Source organism: Kitasatospora misakiensis (assembly GCF_042656005.1).
Taxonomy (GTDB): domain Bacteria; phylum Actinomycetota; class Actinomycetes; order Streptomycetales; family Streptomycetaceae; genus Kitasatospora; species Kitasatospora misakiensis.
Genome location: NZ_JBHSOF010000076.1, coordinates 1 through 18256 on the forward strand (window position 1 = coordinate 1; position 18256 = coordinate 18256).

The 18256-nt window shown below is 73.8% G+C and carries 14 protein-coding genes, 1 tRNA gene and 1 riboswitch; of the genes, 3 read left to right on the forward strand and 12 right to left on the reverse strand.

Features of this window, described 5'->3' with window-relative positions; all coding sequences use genetic code 11:
* Positions 1-158: 158 nt before the first annotated feature.
* Entirely contained in the window at positions 159-1487 is a 1329-nt protein-coding gene (locus tag ACFP3U_RS34210) for an alpha/beta hydrolase (RefSeq protein WP_380229666.1), read from the reverse strand.
* Entirely contained in the window at positions 1484-2128 is a 645-nt protein-coding gene (locus ACFP3U_RS34215) for a class F sortase (protein ID WP_380229667.1), read from the reverse strand. Before ACFP3U_RS34215 ends, ACFP3U_RS34210 begins: the two co-directional genes overlap by 4 nt.
* 438 nt (positions 2129-2566) lie before the next feature.
* On the opposite strand from ACFP3U_RS34215, the gene ACFP3U_RS34220 reads away from it, so the two are divergent.
* Complete coding sequence (locus tag ACFP3U_RS34220; RefSeq protein ID WP_380229668.1) at positions 2567-3811, forward strand: polysaccharide deacetylase family protein; 1245 nt, start codon at positions 2567-2569, stop codon at positions 3809-3811.
* A gap of 31 nt (positions 3812-3842) precedes the next feature.
* On the opposite strand, the gene ACFP3U_RS34225 is transcribed toward ACFP3U_RS34220, so the two are convergent.
* Together ACFP3U_RS34225 and ACFP3U_RS34230 are read right to left on the reverse strand one after the other, a co-directional pair.
* A complete protein-coding gene (locus ACFP3U_RS34225) occupies positions 3843-5291 on the reverse strand; it encodes an MFS transporter (RefSeq protein WP_380229669.1) in 1449 nt (482 codons plus the stop codon).
* A 97-nt stretch (positions 5292-5388) separates the two neighbouring features.
* Complete coding sequence (locus ACFP3U_RS34230) at positions 5389-5703, reverse strand: DMT family transporter (RefSeq protein ID WP_380229670.1); 315 nt, start codon at positions 5701-5703, stop codon at positions 5389-5391.
* 45 nt (positions 5704-5748) lie between these two features.
* Positions 5749-5814: riboswitch (guanidine-III (ykkC-III) riboswitch) on the reverse strand.
* Positions 5815-6073: 259 nt separating this feature from the next.
* Here ACFP3U_RS34230 and ACFP3U_RS34235 point away from each other — a divergent pair.
* A tRNA-Cys gene (locus ACFP3U_RS34235) sits at positions 6074-6148 on the forward strand.
* A 128-nt stretch (positions 6149-6276) separates the two neighbouring features.
* Here the strand turns inward: ACFP3U_RS34235 and ACFP3U_RS34240 are convergent.
* The 6 genes from ACFP3U_RS34240 to ACFP3U_RS34265 all read right to left on the reverse strand — a co-directional run bounded on the left by ACFP3U_RS34240 (position 6277) and on the right by ACFP3U_RS34265 (position 13795).
* The gene (locus ACFP3U_RS34240; protein ID WP_380229671.1) at positions 6277-8604 is read right to left on the reverse strand and encodes a xanthine dehydrogenase family protein molybdopterin-binding subunit; all 2328 of its coding nucleotides are present in this window, start codon (positions 8602-8604) and stop codon (positions 6277-6279) included.
* Complete coding sequence (locus ACFP3U_RS37155; RefSeq protein ID WP_380229672.1) at positions 8601-9902, reverse strand: 2Fe-2S iron-sulfur cluster-binding protein; 1302 nt, start codon at positions 9900-9902, stop codon at positions 8601-8603. Before ACFP3U_RS37155 ends, ACFP3U_RS34240 begins: the two co-directional genes overlap by 4 nt.
* Entirely contained in the window at positions 9899-10765 is an 867-nt protein-coding gene (locus ACFP3U_RS34250; RefSeq protein ID WP_051770359.1) for an FAD binding domain-containing protein, read from the reverse strand. Before ACFP3U_RS34250 ends, ACFP3U_RS37155 begins: the two co-directional genes overlap by 4 nt.
* 343 nt (positions 10766-11108) lie before the next feature.
* Positions 11109-12719: a beta-N-acetylhexosaminidase gene (locus ACFP3U_RS34255; RefSeq protein ID WP_380229673.1), complete on the reverse strand. Its 1611-nt coding sequence runs from the start codon at positions 12717-12719 to the stop codon at positions 11109-11111.
* Positions 12720-12807: 88 nt separating this feature from the next.
* Positions 12808-13086 (reverse strand): DUF3039 domain-containing protein, encoded by a 279-nt coding sequence (locus ACFP3U_RS34260; RefSeq protein ID WP_097237699.1) that lies wholly within the window; start codon positions 13084-13086, stop codon positions 12808-12810.
* Between the two features lie 124 nt (positions 13087-13210).
* Positions 13211-13795, reverse strand: coding sequence for a YqgE/AlgH family protein (locus ACFP3U_RS34265; RefSeq protein ID WP_380229674.1), 585 nt, complete (start codon positions 13793-13795; stop codon positions 13211-13213).
* A 320-nt stretch (positions 13796-14115) separates the two neighbouring features.
* Between ACFP3U_RS34265 and murA the strand changes: the two genes are divergently transcribed.
* The gene (gene murA / locus ACFP3U_RS34270) at positions 14116-15486 is read left to right on the forward strand and encodes a UDP-N-acetylglucosamine 1-carboxyvinyltransferase (protein WP_380229675.1); all 1371 of its coding nucleotides are present in this window, start codon (positions 14116-14118) and stop codon (positions 15484-15486) included.
* A 99-nt stretch (positions 15487-15585) separates the two neighbouring features.
* On the opposite strand, the gene ACFP3U_RS34275 is transcribed toward murA, so the two are convergent.
* Together ACFP3U_RS34275 and ACFP3U_RS34280 are read right to left on the reverse strand one after the other, a co-directional pair.
* Complete coding sequence (locus tag ACFP3U_RS34275) at positions 15586-15867, reverse strand: HU family DNA-binding protein (protein ID WP_030308200.1); 282 nt, start codon at positions 15865-15867, stop codon at positions 15586-15588.
* A 559-nt stretch (positions 15868-16426) separates the two neighbouring features.
* The gene (locus ACFP3U_RS34280; RefSeq protein WP_380229676.1) at positions 16427-17899 is read right to left on the reverse strand and encodes an NAD-dependent malic enzyme; all 1473 of its coding nucleotides are present in this window, start codon (positions 17897-17899) and stop codon (positions 16427-16429) included.
* Positions 17900-18256 lie beyond the last annotated feature (357 nt).

Sequence of the window (18256 nt, forward strand, 5' to 3'; positions counted from 1 at the left end):
CGGGGGCGCGGCCGGTCCGGGCGCGCCGGCGTCGCCGCCGCCGGCCCGGTCGGCGCCCGCGCCGGAGCGGGAGGGCCTGGGGACGAGCAGGCGCGGCGGCCCGTCGCCGCGGCTCTGCTCCTGCTCGGCGACGACTCCCGGGGCGGCGCCCAGCAGGGTCACCGGGTCAGCCCGGTCTGCTGGGCCAGCCAGGGCAGTTGGCCGGCGATGCCCGGCCGGAAGATGACCCAGCCGTGCCCGCCGGGCATCAGTTCGAACTTGGCCTGCATCCCCGCCTCCACGACCGCCTGGTGGACCTTCTCCTGCTGCGGCCGGAACTCGTTGTCGTCGCGGCCGACCACGATGGCCGCCGCGGTGTCCGGGAACTTCTTCCGTGCCATCACCTGCAGCGGGTCGACGGCGGCGAACTTCTCCTCGTCGCCGTCGAAGGCCGCCTCGACGGTCTCCTCGCGGCTGCCGAGGGTGGGCTCGTCCTGACCCGACATGTCGAGGAACGAGCCGTAGACCTCGGGCGCGTTGACGGCGAGCTGGAGCGCGCAGGTGCCGCCCATCGAGGCGCCGGCGATCGACCAGGACTTCCGCCCCTCGGCCGCCTGGAGGTTGGCGTGCACCCAGGCGGGCACGTCCACGGCCAGGAAGGTCTGGACGTTGGCGATCTTGGAGTCGAGGCAGAGCGTGTTGCTCCAGGTCGAACCCAGCTGGTCCGGCATCACCACGATCGGGGCCAGCCCGTGGTGCTTCGCGGCGAAGGCGTCGAGGGACTCGGCGACCTGGCCGTAGAGCACCCAGTCGTCCGGGGTGCCGGGCTGGCCGGCCAGGAGCACGACCACCGGCAGCAGCGGCCGGGGGGTGGCCTGGTAGGCCGGCGGCAGGTAGACGTACCCGTCGCGGGACTCGAAGCCGGACTGCGGCCCCGGGAAGGAGACGGACGAGACCGTGCCCTTCTTCGGGAGGTCCGCCGGCGCCTGCCAGACGTCCTCCAGCGCCTTGCCGGGCGGCCGGCCGATGGTGGCGGCGGCCTTCCCCGTGGTCAGGTCCTGGGTCTTCGAGAGCCAGCCGGCCAGCATCACCCGGCCGGTCGGGAACTGGTCGAAGCCCCGGTTCACCTGGGAGGAGGCCATCAGCAGCACCAGGGCCCCGGCGCCGGCCGCCAGCAGCTTGCGGCGGAGCGCCGTGCCGGGCAGCCGGAACGCCACCAGGGCGAACCCGAGCAGCGCGACGGCGATCCACCAGGTGACGTACTCCGGGGTCCCCTCGGGGAAGGGGTGCCACCAGTCGTCGACGGCGGTGTCGAGCAGCAGGCTGAGCGCCGCCGCGGTGACCAGGGCGGCGGGGAGCCTGCGGCGCCACCACCCGCGGGTGCGGGCGGCGAACGCGAGGACGAACAGCGAACCCCAGCCGGCCGCCAGGACGGCGTACGGGATCGGGCCGCGGGTGAGCGGCCAGTCGATCGGGTTCCAGCTCAGGGCGAGGGAGACGGTGGTCATACGTTCGTCCCCGGACGCGTGGTTCCGGCCAGGAAGCCGTAGGCGACGACGTTGCCGTCGTAGCCGCGCTCCTCGCTGTAGGCCCCGCCGCAGGTGATCACCCGCAGCTGGGCGTCGGCGGCCTGCCGGTACACCCGGTCGTCCGGGAAGTCCTTTCGATCGTGCACTTCGATGGCGTAGAGCTGGTAGACGGCGGTCCGGCCGTCCTCGCGGAGGATCTCGATCCGGTCCCCGCGGTGCAGCGCTCCCAGGTCGTAGAAGACCGCGGGCCCGCTGCCGTTGTCGACGTGGCCGGCGATGATCGCCGTGCCGCGCTGGCCGGGGGTGGCGCCGTCCCGGTACCAGCCGGCGAGGTTGCGGTTCTCCTCCGGCGGGGTCTGCAGGTGGCCGTCCCGGTCGAGGCCCAGGCCGGTGACCGGGGCGTCGAGGCGGACGGCCGGGATCCGGATCCTGGTCGGCCGGGAGGGGCCGAGCGGTGGCACCACGGAGACCGGGGCGAAGCCGCTGAGGGCCTGCCCGGCGCCGGGGGCCGGGGGGAGCGCGAGGTGGCCGCCGTCACGCAGCAGCCACGCGCCCAGCACGAGCGCGGCGCCGACCGCCAGGGTACCCGGCCACGGGCTCCTGCTCCGCTGGGCACCCACCGGCGCTCCCCTCTGCTGACGTCGAACGGTTGCGTGCCGGTTTCTGAGAGATGTCTGAGAGCAATGCAACCGGATCGGACCTTATGCCACATCCATACGATGGTCGTACTCGCTCCCCCCGATCGGCAGGGTTCGGGCATCCCGACGTGCGCCGAGCGGGTGAGACGTCACCGTTACGCCACGCTCCGGTCACCTGGCGGACGCCCGGAGGAGCGACGGTCCCCTCATCTGACATTCAGGAACACCGTCCCGGTTGCATCCTTCGAGCGATCGACTCCGACCGTCCGTGGTGAAGCATTGACCGATTGCGATCGCGTGCCATGCTGACCCCGTTCACAGGCCTATCACCGCACTTGTCCGACCGGCCCCCGGCTCAGCGGACGGTCGCGCCCGCCTGCCGCGCCCCGCCCCCGCGCACGCTTCACGAACGGAGTGACCATGGACGCCCTCTCCCGCCGCACCCTGCTGGCCGCGGGTGCCGCCGGTGCCGCCAGCCTCGCCGCGGGCTGCGCGAGCCGGACCGACCCCGACGGCGGGCAGGCGACCACTCCGGCCCCGGTCCCGGCCACCCCGGCCGAGGACCACGCGACGACCCCGACCGAGGCCGCCAAGCCCCCGGTCACCCTGATCGGCGACGGCTCCACCTCGGACACCGGCCCGCAGCCCAACCAGCCCACCCTCGAACCGCTGCGGCTCGGCCAGCGCCCGCCGCAGTTCGTCGTCTTCTCCTGGGACGGCGCCGGCGAGCTCGACAACGGCCTGTTCGCACGGTTCCGCCGGCTCGCCCTGGAGCACAACGCGTCGATGACCTTCTTCCTCAGCGGCCTCTACCTGCTGCCCGAGTCCAGGAAGGACCTCTACCGCCCGCCGCAGCACAAGGTCGGCGCCTCCGACATCGGCTACCTCAGCGACCAGCACATCCACGACACCCTGGAGAACCTGCACGCCGCCTGGCTGGAGGGCCACGAGATCGGCACCCACTTCAACGGGCACTTCTGCGGCGCCACCGGCGTCGGCAAGTGGTCCACCGAGGAGTGGGACAGCGAGATCGAGCAGGCGATGGGCTTCGTCATGAACTGGCGGACCAACACCGGCTTCACCGACCTGCCGGCCCTGCCCTTCGACTACCGCAGGGAGCTGATCGGCAGCCGCACCCCCTGCCTGGAGGGCCAGCGGAACCTGCTGCCCGCCGCCGCCCGGCGTGGCTGGCGCTACGACAGCAGCGGCAACGGGACCCAGGTGTGGCCGCAGAAGATCCAGGGCGGCGCGCTCTGGGACCTCCCGCTGCAGTCCATCCCCTTCCCCGGGCACACCTTCCAGGTGCTGTCGATGGACTACAACATCATGTACAACCAGTGCGGCAGCAACACCAAGGCCGATCCCTCGCTCCACCCCGGCTACCAGACCCAGGCCCGGGACGCCTACCTGATGGGCTTCGAGCGCGCGTACGCCACCAACCGCGCGCCGTTCGTGATCGGCAACCACTTCGAGGAGTGGAACGGCGGCATCTACATGAACGCCGTCGAGGAGGTGCTCAAGGCGATCGCCGGGCGGCCCGAGGTGCGGCTGGTGTCCTTCCGTCAGCTGGTCGACTGGCTGGACGCCCAGGACCCGGCGCTGCTGCGCAAGTTGCAGGGCCTCGCCCCCGGCCAGGCGCCGGCCGGGGGCTGGGAGAGCTTCTGACACCCGCGGGCCGCTCAGCCGGTCCGTCCGGTCAGGCGGTCGGCCCGGTCCGGCGGACCCGGCCGGAGACCACGGCGCCGAGCAGCGCCACCCCGGTCATGGTCAGGAAGATCACCGCGAAGGCGCCGGTCGACCCGGCGCCCGCGGCGCCGTCGTGGGCGGCGGCCACCGAGCCGCCGCCCAGCGCCCCGAACAGCACCCCGGCCAGACCCATCAGCAGCACGTTGCCCAGCGCGTCGCTCACCTGGAGCGAGGCCGAGTTGGCCCCCGCGTCCTCCGGCGTCGACAGGTTCATCATCAGCACGCTGATGCTCGCCACCGCCAGACCCATGCCGATCCCGCCGAAGCCCCAGGCCACCGCCGCCACCCAGGCCGGCACCGCCGGGACGAGCACCAGCGCCGCCCCCGCGATGGCCACCGCGGTCAGCGTGAAGCCGCTGCGGATCATCGCCACCCGGTACCGCTCCGCACCCGGCCGGCCCTGGATCCAGGAGCCCAGCGCCCAGGCCAGGCCGCCGCTGGTCAGGGTGAGGCCGGCCAGCGTCGGCGAGAGCCCGCGCTCGGTCCTCATCATCAGCGGGATGAACGCCTCGGCCGCGAAGAACGCCCCCGCCGCGACCCCGCGCAGCAGGATCACCGTCGGCAGTCCGCGCCCGGCCCGCAGCGTCCCGGTCGGCAGCAGCCCCAGCACCGCCGGGAGCAGCAGCGCCGCCCCGGCGACGGCCGGCAGCAGGCCGGGCAGGTCCAGCCGCTGGCCCGCGTACTGCAGCAGCCCGGCGCCGAGCGCGGCCATCGCGGCCAGCCCGGTGCGGCGGCGGTCGAACGCGGCGCCCCTGAGCACCGGCCGCGCCTTCTCCGCGCGGCGCAGCGCCGGGCCCATCACCGCGAGCGGCAGCAGGATCAGCACCGGGACGGCGAGGAAGACCCAGCGCCAGCCGAGGTGCTGGGTGACCGCGCCGGCGACCAGCGGGCCGACGATCGAGGGCAGCACCCAGGCCGCGGAGAAGGCCGCGAAGACCGACGGCCGCAGGCGCTCCGGATAGGCCCGGCCGACCACCACGTACAGCGCGACGATCACCAGACCGCCGCCGAGGCCCTGGAGCGCCCGGCCGCCCACGAAGATCCACATCCCGGGGGCCGCACCGGCCACCAGCAGGCCCGCGCCGAACACCGCGATGCCGGTGAACAGCGGTTGCAGCGGCCCGCTCCGGTCGCACCACTGGCCGGAGACGACCAGCGCGAACAGCGTGGTGGTGAAGTAGCCGGAGAAGGCGAAGGCGTACAGCCCGATGCCGTCGAGCTCGCCGGCGGCGACCGGCATCGCGGTGTTGACCGCCGTCGCCTCGAAGGCGATCACCAGGACCACCGAGACGATCCCCAGGGTCAGGGCCCGGAAGCGGTCGCCCATGACCCCTCCGCCGGGGTCGGTCGGTACCGGAACGGGGGCGGTGTCGGCCGAGACGGGGGAGGCTGTGGTCATACGTATGATCGTAAGGCGCACCGGCCCCGATGACCCCTGACCGTGGTCGCGATTCCCCTCCTCCTCCGGACCTAGGGCCCGTGGGGTCGGCCTCGGGTCAGTGCAGCACCTTCAGGCCCACCACGCCGGAGACGATCAGCAGCAGGCAGCCGATCCGGGCCAGGGTCACCGCGTCACCGAGCACGGCCATGCCGTACAGCGCCGTGCCCACCGCGCCGATGCCCACCCAGACCGCGTAGCCGGTGCCGATCGGGATCGAGCGCATCGCGTACGCCAGGCCGCCCATCGAGAGCGCCAGCGCCACGCCGAACACCACGGTCGGGACGGGGCGGGAGAAACCCTTGGAGGACTCCAGGGCCACCGCCCACACGGTCTCCAGGACACCGGAAACGATCAGAACGAGCCAAGCCATGACGGCCGCACCTCCGCAGTCGGCAGCGGCCGGGTTGCCGCTGTCACTGCGCCGTCTTGTCGTCACCGGGTACGACGCGCTCGTCCGGGGCGGCCGTCGAGGGCCACCTGTTCCCGACCGTAGCACACCCGTCCGGAAATCCCGCCACACAGAATTTACGAAGGGATATTGACGCTCCGCCCGGCATTCCGCCAGACTGAATTCACCAACACGGCGAACGACGACAGGAGTCGGACATGGACAGGAGCACGGCGACCCACGCGCCCCGCGCCTGCGCCACCGCTCCCCGGTGTTGTCGCTCCTGTCGCTGCTGCCGCCGCGCCTGAGTCGCGCCCCGCAGGACAGCTCCGCCGTCCAGCCCCACCCCCACGGCCGTGTGCCCGAGTGGTTTAGGGAACCGCCTGCAAAGCGGTGTACACGGGTTCGATTCCCGTCATGGCCTCCACACGAAGAGAATTGCCGGTCGGTGCCCGAAAAGGCCGACCGGCAATTCTCCGTGCTGTTTTCCGGGAAATTCCGGGGACTTCCGGGGAATTCCGCGAGGGTCCCGCGCAATTCCCCGGCCCAGCCGGCTCAGCCGGTGACGGCGTCCTCCGGGCGGATCGGCAGCCGGCCCACCGGCAGTCCGGTGGCGGCGCGGACCGCCGCGGCCACCGCCGCCGGCGCGGCCACGGCGGGCACCGCGCTGACCGCCTTGGCCCCGAACGGGGCCACCACGTCGCGCTCCTCCAGCAGGGCGGCGATCCGGATCTCCGGGGTGTCCAGCGCGGTGGGCAGCCGGTAGCCGGTGAGCGAGGGGTTGGCCAGCAGGCCGCCCTCGGTGCGGAGGTCCTCCAGCAGCGCCAGGCCGACGCCCTGGGCGACCCCGGCCTCGATCCGGTCCTCGATCTGCCGCGGGTTCAGCGCCCGGCCGACGTCCTGGGCCACCGTCATCTCGACCACCCGGACGGCGCCCAGCTCGATGTCCACGTCCACCACCGCGCGCATCGCGCAGAACGCGATGGAGACGAAGGCGTCGCCCTGCCCGGCCTCGTCCAGCGCCTCGGTCGGGTGCGGGCGGCACTGCGCGGTCGCCCAGAGCTCCTTGCCCTCCAGCGCCTCGGCCACCGGCATCCCGAGCACCCCGTCGTACGAGGTGATCTTGCCGTCGGCGATCTGCAGCAGCTCCACCGACATCCCGAAGTTGGCGGCGATCGGCTGGAGCAGCTGGTGGCGGACCATCAGCGCGGCCCGCTCCACCGCGCCGCCGGACACCCAGGTGTGCCGGCCCCGGGCGGACGGCCCGGCCACCGACTGGTCGCTGTCGGCCGGCGCGATGTACACCTCGCCGATCCCCAGCACGCTCTGCACGATCTGCCGGGCCAGCGTGGCGAAGCCCTGTCCGGCGTCGACGGCGGCGCAGATCACCGTGGCGTGGTCACCGCTGACCCGCACCGTCGCGGTGGCGACCTCGTCCTCGCCCTCGGCACCCAGCATGTGCACCATGCCCACCGCGTAGCCGATCCCGCGCCGCACCGCGGCCGGGTCGCCGGCCCCGCCGGGCCCGCCCGGCAGCAGCCACTCGGCGTCCGGATCGTCCACCGGCAGGGCCGGCAGCGGCTCCGCGGCGACGGCGTCCAGCAGCGCGGCCACCGGGGCCGGGCAGGTGACGGCCTGTCCGGTGGGCAGCGGATCGCCGGTCGCCATGACGTTGCGCCGGCGGATCTCCACCGGGTCCACGCCGATCCGGGCGGCCAACTGGTCCAGCTGCGACTCGTAGGCGAAGCAGGCCTGCACGGCGCCCTCGCCGCGCATCCGGCCGGCCGGCGGATTGTTGGTGCGCACCGCCCAGGCGTCCACGAAGACGTTGGGGCAGTTGTACGGGCCGACCGAGAAGGCGGTGGCGGCGGCCAGCGCCTCGGCCGAGACGTCCGCGTAGGCGCCGCCGTCCAGCAGGATCTGCGCCTCGACCTTCACCAGCGTGCCGTCCGCGTCGGCGTGGTGGCGGTAGCGCAGCAGCGCCGGGTGCCGCGAGGTGTGGGTGTGGAAGGACTCCTCGCGGGTGAGCGTCATCTTCACCGGGCGGCCGGTGCGCAGCGCCAGCAGCGCCAGGGTGACCTGGAAGGAGAGGTCCTCGCGGTCGGCGGTGGCGCCGGGCACGCCGGTGACCACCAGCCGGACCCGGTCCGGCTCCAGGCCCAGGCAGGCGGCGGTGCGGTCCCGGTCGCCGTGCGGGTCGGTGGAGGACAGGTGCAGCTCGACCCCGCCGTCCGGGCGCGGCACGGCCAGGCCGGCCTCGGCGCCGAGCGGGGCCGGGTCCTGCCGGCCCACCTGGTACAGGCCCTCGACGACGACCTCGCCGACCGCCTCCGGGTCGCCGGTGCGCAGCGGCAGGTGGCGGAAGAGGTTGCCGTCCGGGTGCAGCGCCGGGGCGGTGAAGGCCTGTTCGGGGTCGGTGACGGCCTCCAGCGGCTCGTACTCGACGACGATCAGGCCGACCGCGAGCCGGGCGGTGTCGGGGTGGTCGGCGGCCACCGCGGCCACCGGCTCGCCGTGGTGGCGGACCACTCCGGCGGCCAGGACCGGGCGGTCGGAGACGATCGGTCCGGACGGCGCGCCGTCCGGGGTGCCGTCCGGACCGGCCGGCAGGTCGGCGGCCGTCACCACGGCGTGCACACCGGGCAGGGCCAGCGCGGCCGAGGTGTCGATGCCGAGGATCCGGGCGTGCGGGTGCGGCGAGCGCAGCACGGCGCCCCACAGCAGTCCCTCCGCCCACAGGTCGGCGGCGTACGGGTAGATGCCGAGCGCCTTCGGCAGGGCGTCGCTGCGCAGCGGGGAACTGCCCAGCCCGAACGGCTCCGCCGCGCCGCCCGCGTCGCCGTCCTGCTGGAGTGCTGCGCCGATGTCGGTAGGCGACGTCATGATGCGTGGTCGTCCTCGGGGAGCCGGATGCCGTGGGCGGGGGTGGCGCCGTACGGGACACCGGCGGCGCCCTCGACCGGGACGCCGTGCGGGGGCGTGGGGACGTACGGCGTGCCGTGGGCCGGGGTGCCGCCGTCGTGGCCGGGCGCCTGGGACCAGCCGGCGGTGTCGTAGCCCGGGACCGGGGTGCCGTGCGCGGGGGTGGTGGGCCCGCCGGCGACCGGGGTCTCGTACACCGGGCCGTCGTACGCCGAGGCGGTGTCGTAGCCGGGCTGCTGGGGGTAGCCGCCCGCGTCGGGGTAGCCGGCCCCCGGCAGGTAGGTGCCGTGCGCCGGGGTGGCGCCGGGGTAGGGCTGCTGCTCGGGGTAGCCCTGGACCGGGTAGAAGCCGGTGGACTCGCCGGACGGCTGCGCCGGGACGTCCCGGACCGGGGCCAGCACGGTGGTGTCGTACACCCCGCTGTCGTAGCCGCCCGTCCCGTCGGGGATTCCGTACGGCAGGCCGGTGTCGGTGCCGGTGTCGGCGCCTGCGCCGGTGCCGACCGCGGTGCCGACCTCGGCGGCCGGCTGCGGGACGTGCTCGATCCAGACGTCGTCGGTGTAGACCGGCAGGTCGGCGGCGCCCGGCCCGGGGTCGGCGGGGGCCGCGACGGGCACCGGCTCCTGCGGGGACCCGGGGGCGGACGCCTGGTCCGCCGGGGCCTCCTCGGCGGCCGGTTCCTCCGCCGACTCGGCCTCCGCCGCGCGCACGTCGGCGACGGTCTGCACGGCGGCCAGCGCGCCCCGGTAGCCGGTGCAGCGGCAGAGGTTGCCGCAGAGCGCCTGCCGCGCCTCGACCTCGGTGGGCCGGTGGTTGCGCTGGAGCAGGTCGTGCACGGCCATCGCCATCCCGGGCACGCAGTAGCCGCACTGCACCGCGCCGGACTCCGCCAGCGCCTGCTGGACGTCGCTGGCGCCGCCCCCGGCCGACAGGCCCTCGACGGTGCTGATCTCGCTGTCCTGGGCCAGCGCGGCGGGCACCAGGCACCCGGCCACCAGCTGCCCGTCGACCTGCACCGAGCAGGCTCCGCACTCGCCCTGCTCGCAGCCGTCCTTGGCGCCGGCCAGGCCGAGCCGCTCGCGGAGCACGTAGAGCAGGCTCTCGCCGATCCAGGCGTCGGTGACGGGCCGTTCGAAGCCGTTGACCCGCAGGGTGTACGTGGTGGTCGGCCGCAGTTCGCGGCTGACCTGCGGCGCGTGGTCGTGCCCGTGCTCGAGCAGCCCCGCGTCCAGGGCCTCGATGGGGTGGTCTGTGGTCACTTGAGCGCCCTTCCCAGTGCCCGGCGGGCCAGCACGGCTACGGTACGCCGCAGACGGACGGCGGCCGCGCTCGGCCCCTCGGTGACGGCCTCCCAGGCGCCCTCCGGGCCGTAGCCGTCGGGGACGCAGGCGGCGGCCACGTACTCGCCGAAGGCGGCGGTCGCGGCGGGGTCGATCTCCCGCGAGCCGTCCCAGTCGATGCAGCCGGCCACCCAGGCCTCGGCCTCCAGCGGCCGCAGCGGCACCGGGGCGACGGCGCCGACGGCGCAGCGGACGGCGCGCCGGGCCGGGTCGAGGACGAGGGCGACGGAGGCGGTGGCGCGGGCCGGGCCGCTGCGGCCGGTGGCCTTGAGGAAGACCTGCGGGGCGTGCAGCAGGGGGACGCGCACCCAGGTGAGCAGCTCGCCGGGGCGCAGCGGGTCGAGGCCGGTGAGCAGGTGGCTGACCGGGACCTCGCGGGTGGCGCCGGCCCGGGCGAGGGTGACGCTGGCCTCCAGCGCGGCCAACACCGGCAGGGTGTCACCGGCCGGGGCGGCGGTGGCGATGTTGCCGCCGAGGGTGCCGACGTTGCGGACCTGCGGGGGGCCGGCGGTGCGGGCGGCGTCGGCGAGCGCGGGGATCAGGGCGGCGAAGTCCGGGCGGTCCATCCGGGCGTGGGTGAGCCCGGCGCCGAGGACGGCGGTGCCGCCGTCCTCGTAGCGCCAGCCGCGGAGTTCGGTGATCCGGCCGAGGCCGACCAGGGAGGCGGGGCGGAGGCGTCCGGCGTTGACGGCCTCCATCAGGTCGGTGGCGCCGGCCACCGGCACCGCGGCCGGGTGAGCGGCCAGCGCTTCGACGGCCTCGTCGAGGGAGGCCGGCAGCATGATCGTCCGGTTCACCTGGGTCCCACCGTGCTCCACTTGCTCATCGATCGCCTGCCGCCCGCGGCCCTGGGCCTGGGTGTCCGCTCCGGCAGCCCGGCCTGGCCCGTAGGGTACGGGCGATCGGGCCGGGTTGGGCAACTCTGGCACACAATGCTCGATGATCATTTCGGGACAGGCGAACGGTACTGCCCGATTGGGACCGATACCGGGCGGTATCTGCCCAGACCTGGTACGGACCGTGGCAGATGTTCATCTGTTCTTGACGTCCGATGACTGCCCGGAAGTTCCCGCACGGTGTGTCCGTGCCCGCCCGCCCGCGGGTGGCACGTCGGTCCGGGGGGTGTCAGACCGCCGGCGGCGGGCCGTCGAGCGGCCGACCCCGGACCCCGGGGCGGGTCTGCCAGGGGTGCGGTCCGGCGGCCGGGCGGTACTCGACGCCGAGCGCGTCCAGCACCGCCAGGTGGCCCGCCATCCGCCGCTCGAAGCCGACGAAGTCGCGCGCGGCCGGGTCGGCGGGCAGCCGGGACCAGGCGACCTCGGCGAAGGCCGCGAGCCGGGGGAAGGCCCGGTAGTCGATGGCCCGGGCGCTGTCCGTGAACTCGCTCCACAGGTTCGCCTGGGTGCCGATCACCCGGCGCGCCGCGGCCTCGTCGAGCTGGGCCGGCACCGGCTCGAACCGGTAGACGTCCTCCAGGGTGCGCACGAAGCCGACCGGGATCGGCTCGCCGTCGCCCGGCGCCTGCCGGTGGTCCAGGTAGACGTGCTGCTCGGGGCACATCACCACGTCGTGCCCCGCCCGCGCGGCGGCGATCCCGCCCCCGTAGCCGCGCCAGGAGGAGACCGCCGCGCGTGGGGCGAGCCCGCCCTCCAGGATCTCGTCCCAGCCGATCAGCCGGCGGCCCCGCTCGGCCAGCCAGCGGTCGAAGTGCCGGATGACGTGGCTCTGCAGCTCGTCCTCGTCGGCCAGGCCCAGCTCGCGGATCCGCGCCTGCGCGGCGGCGCTCTCCTTCCACTGCTCCTTGGGGCACTCGTCGCCGCCGAGGTGGACGAACTCCGACGGGAAGATCTCCAGGACCTCCTCCAGCACGCCCTCGAAGAACCGCAGGGTGGCCTCGGAGGCGTTGAGCACGTTCCGGCTGACTCCCCAGTCGGTCCACACGCCGAGCGCCGCGGTGTCCACCACGTCGGTGTTGCCCAGCTCGGGGTAGGCGGCCACGGCGGCCTGGGTGTGGCCCGGCAGGTCGATCTCGGGCACGACCGTGACGGCCCGCTCGGCCGCGTACGCGACGATCTCGCGCAGGTCGTCCTGGGTGTAGAAGCCGCCGTGCGGGCGGTCGTCGCGGCGCCCGCCGGACCGGTGGCCGACCATCGAGCGCTCGCGCCAGGACGCCCTCGCGGTGAGCTCCGGATAGCGCTTGATCTCCACCCGCCAGCCCTGGTCGTCGGTCAGGTGCAGGTGCAGCACGTTGAGCTTGTGCGCGGACAGCTGGTCGACGAAGCGCAGCACGTCGGACTTGGGCAGGAAGTGCCGGGCGACGTCCAGCAGCGCGCCGCGCCAGCCGAACCGCGGCTCGTCCGCCAGGTCGAGGCCGGGCAGCACCCAGCCGGACGTCCGCAGCGGCGCGCGCCGGTAGGCGTCCGGGCCGAGCAGCCGGCGCAGCGTCTGGGCACCCCAGAGCGCGCCGGCCGGGCCGCCGGCGGTGATCACGGCGTGGCCGGGGCGCACCGAGAGCCGGTACGCCTCACCGGCCGACGTGCCGTCGAGGACCAGTTCGACGCCCTCGCCGGGCCGCCCGGGAGCGAGCGGCAGGCCGGTGGCGGCGGTCAGCGAGGAGCGCAGCCACCGTTCGGCCCCGGCCAGCTCGGGCGGCGCGGTCAGGGTGGTCGTCCGGTCGAGCGGGAAGTCCCGGTCCGGGAGGCGGACGGAACTCACGGGGGCGGGGATGAGGTCCATGGCGCCATCCTGCCCCGGCCCGAATCATTGGCATAGACCACTGGGGAAACGCGGCACCATGCGGAACGGCGGTGCGAGGAGCGCCGGACTACTTCTTGTCGTCGTCCCCGCCCTGCGGCTTGCCGATGCCGTCGTAGATCTCCTTGCACATCGGACAGACCGGGTACTTCTTCGGGTCGCGCCCGGGCACCCACACCTTGCCGCAGAGCGCCACCACGGGGGATCCGGAGAGCGCGCTCTCCATGATCTTGTCCTTCTGGACGTAGTGCGCGAAGCGCTCGTGGTCGCCGTCCCCGTGGGACACCTGGGGGACGGGCTCGACCAGGGTGCCGGTGCCGAGGCCGCGCTCGGGCTCAAGAGTGCTCATGAGTGCCAAGTCTATGGGCGCCCCGGAGAACCGGGCCAGTGTCGCGTCGGCACCGTCGTGACGGCGCTCCCTCAATTCGGGGGCCGGGCTCAGTTCGGCGGCCGGGCTCGACCCGGGGCCGGGCTCAGTTCAGGGCCGGGTCGTCCGGATAGGTCGCCAGCAGCGCCAGCGGCCCGCGCTGGCGGCGCAGCACCGCGCGCCAGAGCCGCTCCGGTTCGGGGCTGGAGATGTCCCCCGGCTCGCACTCCACCAGGTACCAGGCGCCGCTGGAGATCTCCGACTCCAGCTGGCCCGGCGCCCAGCCCGCGTACCCGGCGAAGATCCGCAGCGCGCCGAGTTCGCCGGCCAGCACCTCGGGCGGCGCCTCCAGGTCCACCAGGCCGATCGCGCCGTGCACCCGGCGCCAGCCGAGCGGCTCCCCGGTGCCCGGCTCCCCCGGTGCCACCGCCAGGCCCAGCGCCGAGTCCAGCGCCACCGGCCCGCCCTGGAACACCACCGCCGGCAGGCCGACCAGCACGCCCCAGCCGTCCAGCACGCTGCCGACCTCGACCGGCGTCGGCCGGTTCAGCACGACACCGAGCGCCCCCTCGGCGTCGTGGTCGAGGAGGAGCACCACCGCCCGGGCGAAGTTCGGGTCGGTGAGCACGGGCGTCGCGACGAGCAGACGGCCGGTGTGGGACCGGCCTCCGTGCGAATGGGCCGCCGTCATGCCTCACATGATCCCGCACAACCCCCGGCGGCGGCACCCGAAACCGCGGCCGCCGCGCGGCCCGTCCCGCGGCCCGTTCCCGCCGCCACGAACACCCGTACGGCGGTACCGGCGCGCGCCGCCGGGCCCGGCGAGAGCACCATCACGGGAGAGGCTCACGGGAACCATCGGCACGACCACTACCATCTACTGATGGTGGACGCCCCTCCACGGTGCCGACTCGGTCACACCGGGGGCCCGACGCGCCCGTGAAACCGTTCCACCGCAAGGCTCGTCGCCGAGCCCCACCCACTCCTCTGGCACCCCGGATTGCGAGAACGATGACCGACGACGTCCTGCTGGTCCACGGCGGAAACCCGCTCGAAGGCGAGATCCGCGTCCGCGGCGCGAAGAACCTGGTCCCCAAGGCCATGGTCGCGGCCCTGCTCGGCCAGGGCCCCAGCAGACTGCGCAACGTCCCGGACATCCGCGACGTCAAGGTGGTCCGCGGGCTGCTCCAGCTGCACGGGGTCACCGTGCGCACCGGCGACGAGGAGGGCGAGCTGATCCTCGACCCCTCGCACGTGGAGAGTGCCAACGTCGCCGACATCGACGCGCACGCCGGATCCTCGCGGATCCCGATCCTGTTCTGCGGCCCGCTGCTGCACCGCCTCGGCCACGCCTTCATCCCGGGCCTCGGCGGCTGCGACATCGGCGGCCGCCCGGTCGACTTCCACTTCGAGGTGCTCCGCCAGTTCGGCGCCACCATCGAGAAGCACCCGCAGGGCACCTACCTGGTCGCCCAGCAGCGGCTGCGCGGCACCCGGATCGAGCTGCCCTACCCGTCGGTCGGCGCCACCGAGCAGGTGCTGCTCACCGCCGTCCTCGCCGAGGGCCTCACCGAGCTGCGCAACGCGGCCATCGAGCCGGAGATCGTCGACCTGATCTGCGTGCTGCAGAAGATGGGCGCGATCATCTCGATGGGCACCGACCGCACCATCCTGATCACCGGTGTCGACGAGCTGAACGGCTACAACCACCGCGCGCTGCCGGACCGCCTGGAGTCCGCCTCCTGGGCCTGCGCGGCGCTGGCCACCAAGGGCGACATCTACGTCCGCGGCGCCCGCCAGCTGGAGATGATGACCTTCCTCAACACCTTCCGGAAGGTCGGCGGCGCCTTCGAGGTGGACGACGAGGGCATCCGGTTCTGGCACCCGGGCGGCGAGCTCAAGGCGATCGCCCTGGAGACCGACGTGCACCCCGGCTTCCAGACCGACTGGCAGCAGCCGCTGGTCGTGGCGCTGACCCAGGCGACCGGCCTGTCCATCGTCCACGAGACGGTGTACGAGTCGCGGCTGGGCTTCACCGGCGCGCTGAACCAGATGGGTGCGCACATCCAGCTGTACCGCGAGTGCCTGGGCGCCACCCCGTGCCGCTTCGGCGCCCGGAACTTCCAGCACTCCGCGGTGGTCTCCGGCCCGTCCAAGCTGATCGGCTCCGAGCTGGTCATCCCCGACCTGCGCGGCGGCTTCTCGTACCTGATCGCGGCGCTGGCGGCCGAGGGCACCTCGACCGTGCACGGCATCGACCTGATCAACCGCGGCTACGAGAACTTCATGGAGAAGCTGCGCGACCTCGGCGCCCACGTCGAGCTGCCGGGCGAGCAGCCCGAGGCCGCCGGCGAGCCGAGCGGCGAGCTGGTCGACGCCTGACAACCGGTGCGCCCGGCGGCCCTCCGGGGCCGCCGGGCGACGGCGAGAGGCCGGGCCCCCGCGTGGGGGGCCCGGCCTCTCGGGCGTTCAAGGGGTCGTTCAGGCGCCCTTGGCGGCTTCCTTCAGCTTGGAGCCGGCGCTGACCTTGGCGCTGTAGCCCTCGGGGATCTGGATCGGCTCGCCGGTCTGCGGGTTGCGGGCGGTGCGAGCGGCGCGGTGGGTGCGCTCGAAGGTCAGGAAACCGGGGATGGTGACCTTCTCGTCGCCCTTGGCGACGACCTCGCCGACGATCTCGGCGAAGGCGGCCAGAACGGCGTCGGCGTCCTTGCGGGTCACCTCGGCGCGCTCGGACAGCGCGGCCACCAGCTCACTGCGGTTCATGTGTACTCCTGTGGTCTGTTCGCTTGCGGTGTGCGGGGGCCCATCGGTACTCCCACCGGGGGGCACCCGGATGGGCCGCAGGTCCGCACACTGTGCTCATGCAGGCAATGCGTGGTCGCGAGCCGGGTCCGCACCCAGTGCCGCGCGCCGTGCCTTCGAAGGCCCGCCTGCCTGCCCGGATACGAATCCTGCCCCGACCGGCCCCGAGAAAGCCAATCGGGCCCCGGCGACACGACCCGAACAGCGCCCGCCCGCCGGAGGTGTGACGCTCCGTCGGCTCCGGCGGACCGGGCGCGGGCGGCGGTCGGGACGACGCGCCGGAAGACCAGGGGGACGTTCCGTACTTGTCGGACACGCCTGCCCCGTGCAGGGCTACCGTACGCCCTAGGTCCGACAAGCCCAAACACGCCCCTCGCCCTTGTGTCGCAAGGGTTCGGGGCGGGAATGGACGGGTACGGCCATTAATCGATCATTTGACCGATCCGCGGCACGGTGCGGCCGGGCACCGCGGAGGCTCGACGCCGGGCCCGGTGCAGGGGCCCGTCGACGGCGTCCGACGTCAGAGCCGCACCGCGGGGAAGGAGGCGGTGTCGAGCGTGCCGACGATGCCCGGGGTCGGACGGGACGGCACGGGCGCCTCCGAGGCGGCCGCCAGGGCGGCGTCCCGGACGGCGGAGGCGACGGTCTTGGCGACGTCCTTGTGGAACACGCTGGGGATGATGTAGTTCGGGTTGCGCTCGTCGTCGCCGACGGTGGCGGCCAGCGCCCGGGCGGCGGCGATCATCATCTCGGTGTTGACCGTACGGCTCTGGGCGTCCAGCAGGCCGCGGAAGACACCCGGGAAGACCAGCACGTTGTTGATCTGGTTCGGGAAGTCGCTGCGGCCGGTGGCGACCACCGCGGCGGTCTGCCGGGCCACCGCCGGGTCGACCTCCGGGTCCGGGTTGGCCAGCGCGAAGATGATCGCGTCCTCGGCCATGGTGGCCAGGTCCTCGCCGTCCAGCACGTTCGGGGCCGAGACGCCGATGAAGACGTCGGCGCCCGCCACGGCCTCCTTGAGGGTGCCGGTGCGGCCCGAGCGGTTGGTGTGGTCGGCGATCCAGCGCAGGTTGTCGTTGAGGTCGTCGCGGCCCTGGTGGACCACGCCCCGCACGTCCGCCACGGTGGCGTGCTCGACGCCGGCCGCCATCAGCAGCTTGAGGATCGCGGTACCGGCGGCGCCGGCGCCCGACATCACCACCCGGATGTCGGAGATCTCCTTGCCGACCACCTTGAGCGCGTTCATCAGCGCCGCCAGCACCACGATCGCGGTGCCGTGCTGGTCGTCGTGGAAGACCGGGATGTCCAGGGCCTCGCGCAGCCGGGCCTCGATCTCGAAGCAGCGCGGCGCGGAGATGTCCTCCAGGTTGATGCCGGCGAAGCCCGGGGCGATCGCCTTGACGATGGCCACGATCTCGTCGGTGTCCTGGGTGTCCAGGCAGATCGGCCAGGCGTCGATCCCGGCGAAGCGCTTGAACAGGGCCGCCTTGCCCTCCATGACCGGCAGCGCGGCGGCCGGGCCGATGTTGCCCAGGCCCAGCACCGCGGAGCCGTCGGTGACCACGGCGACGCTGTTGCGCTTGATGGTGAGGCGGCGGGCGTCCTCGGGGTTCTCGGCGATCGCCATGCAGACCCGGGCGACACCCGGGGTGTAGATCATCGAGAGGTCGTCACGGTTGCGGATCGGCAGCTTCGAGGACATCTCGATCTTGCCGCCGAGGTGCATCAGGAAGGTACGGTCCGAGACCTTGCCGATGGCGACGCCGTCGATCGCCCGGAGCTTCTCGACGATCTCCTCGCCGTGCGCCACCGAGCTGGCGGCCACGGTCACGTCGATCCGCAGGGCCTCCAGGCCGGAGGCGGTGACGTCGAGGCCGGTCACCGAGCCGCCGGAGGACTCCACGGCCGTGGTGATCGCGCTGACGGCGTTGCCCCGGGCCGGGACCTCCAGCCGCACCGTGATCGAGTTGGAGACACTGGGCACCGTCGCCATCGACGTTCCTTCTTCCGTACGTCCGTCCGCGCATTCAACAGTTTGTTGAATATCCCGCCTGCGCATGCTAGACCTCGATCGTCGCACCTACCAGGGGGTAGCCAGAAATAACGTTCATTGAGTGTGCGGACTCGACAACTTCTTGCCTCCGCCGCCCGATGCGTTACATTGGACGGGACACCGGCTCGATCCAAGCCCCCGGGCCCAACCTTCGTCCCTTCGAGGGACCACTTGCCGCGAGGCGAGCATGGCGGGTCGGTGTCGTAGCTTCTGAAGGCCCCTCACCCACCGGGTGAGGGGCCTTCGTCGTGCTCCGCGGTGGCGGCCGGCCCGGGGCGGGCCGGCCGTCACACACCG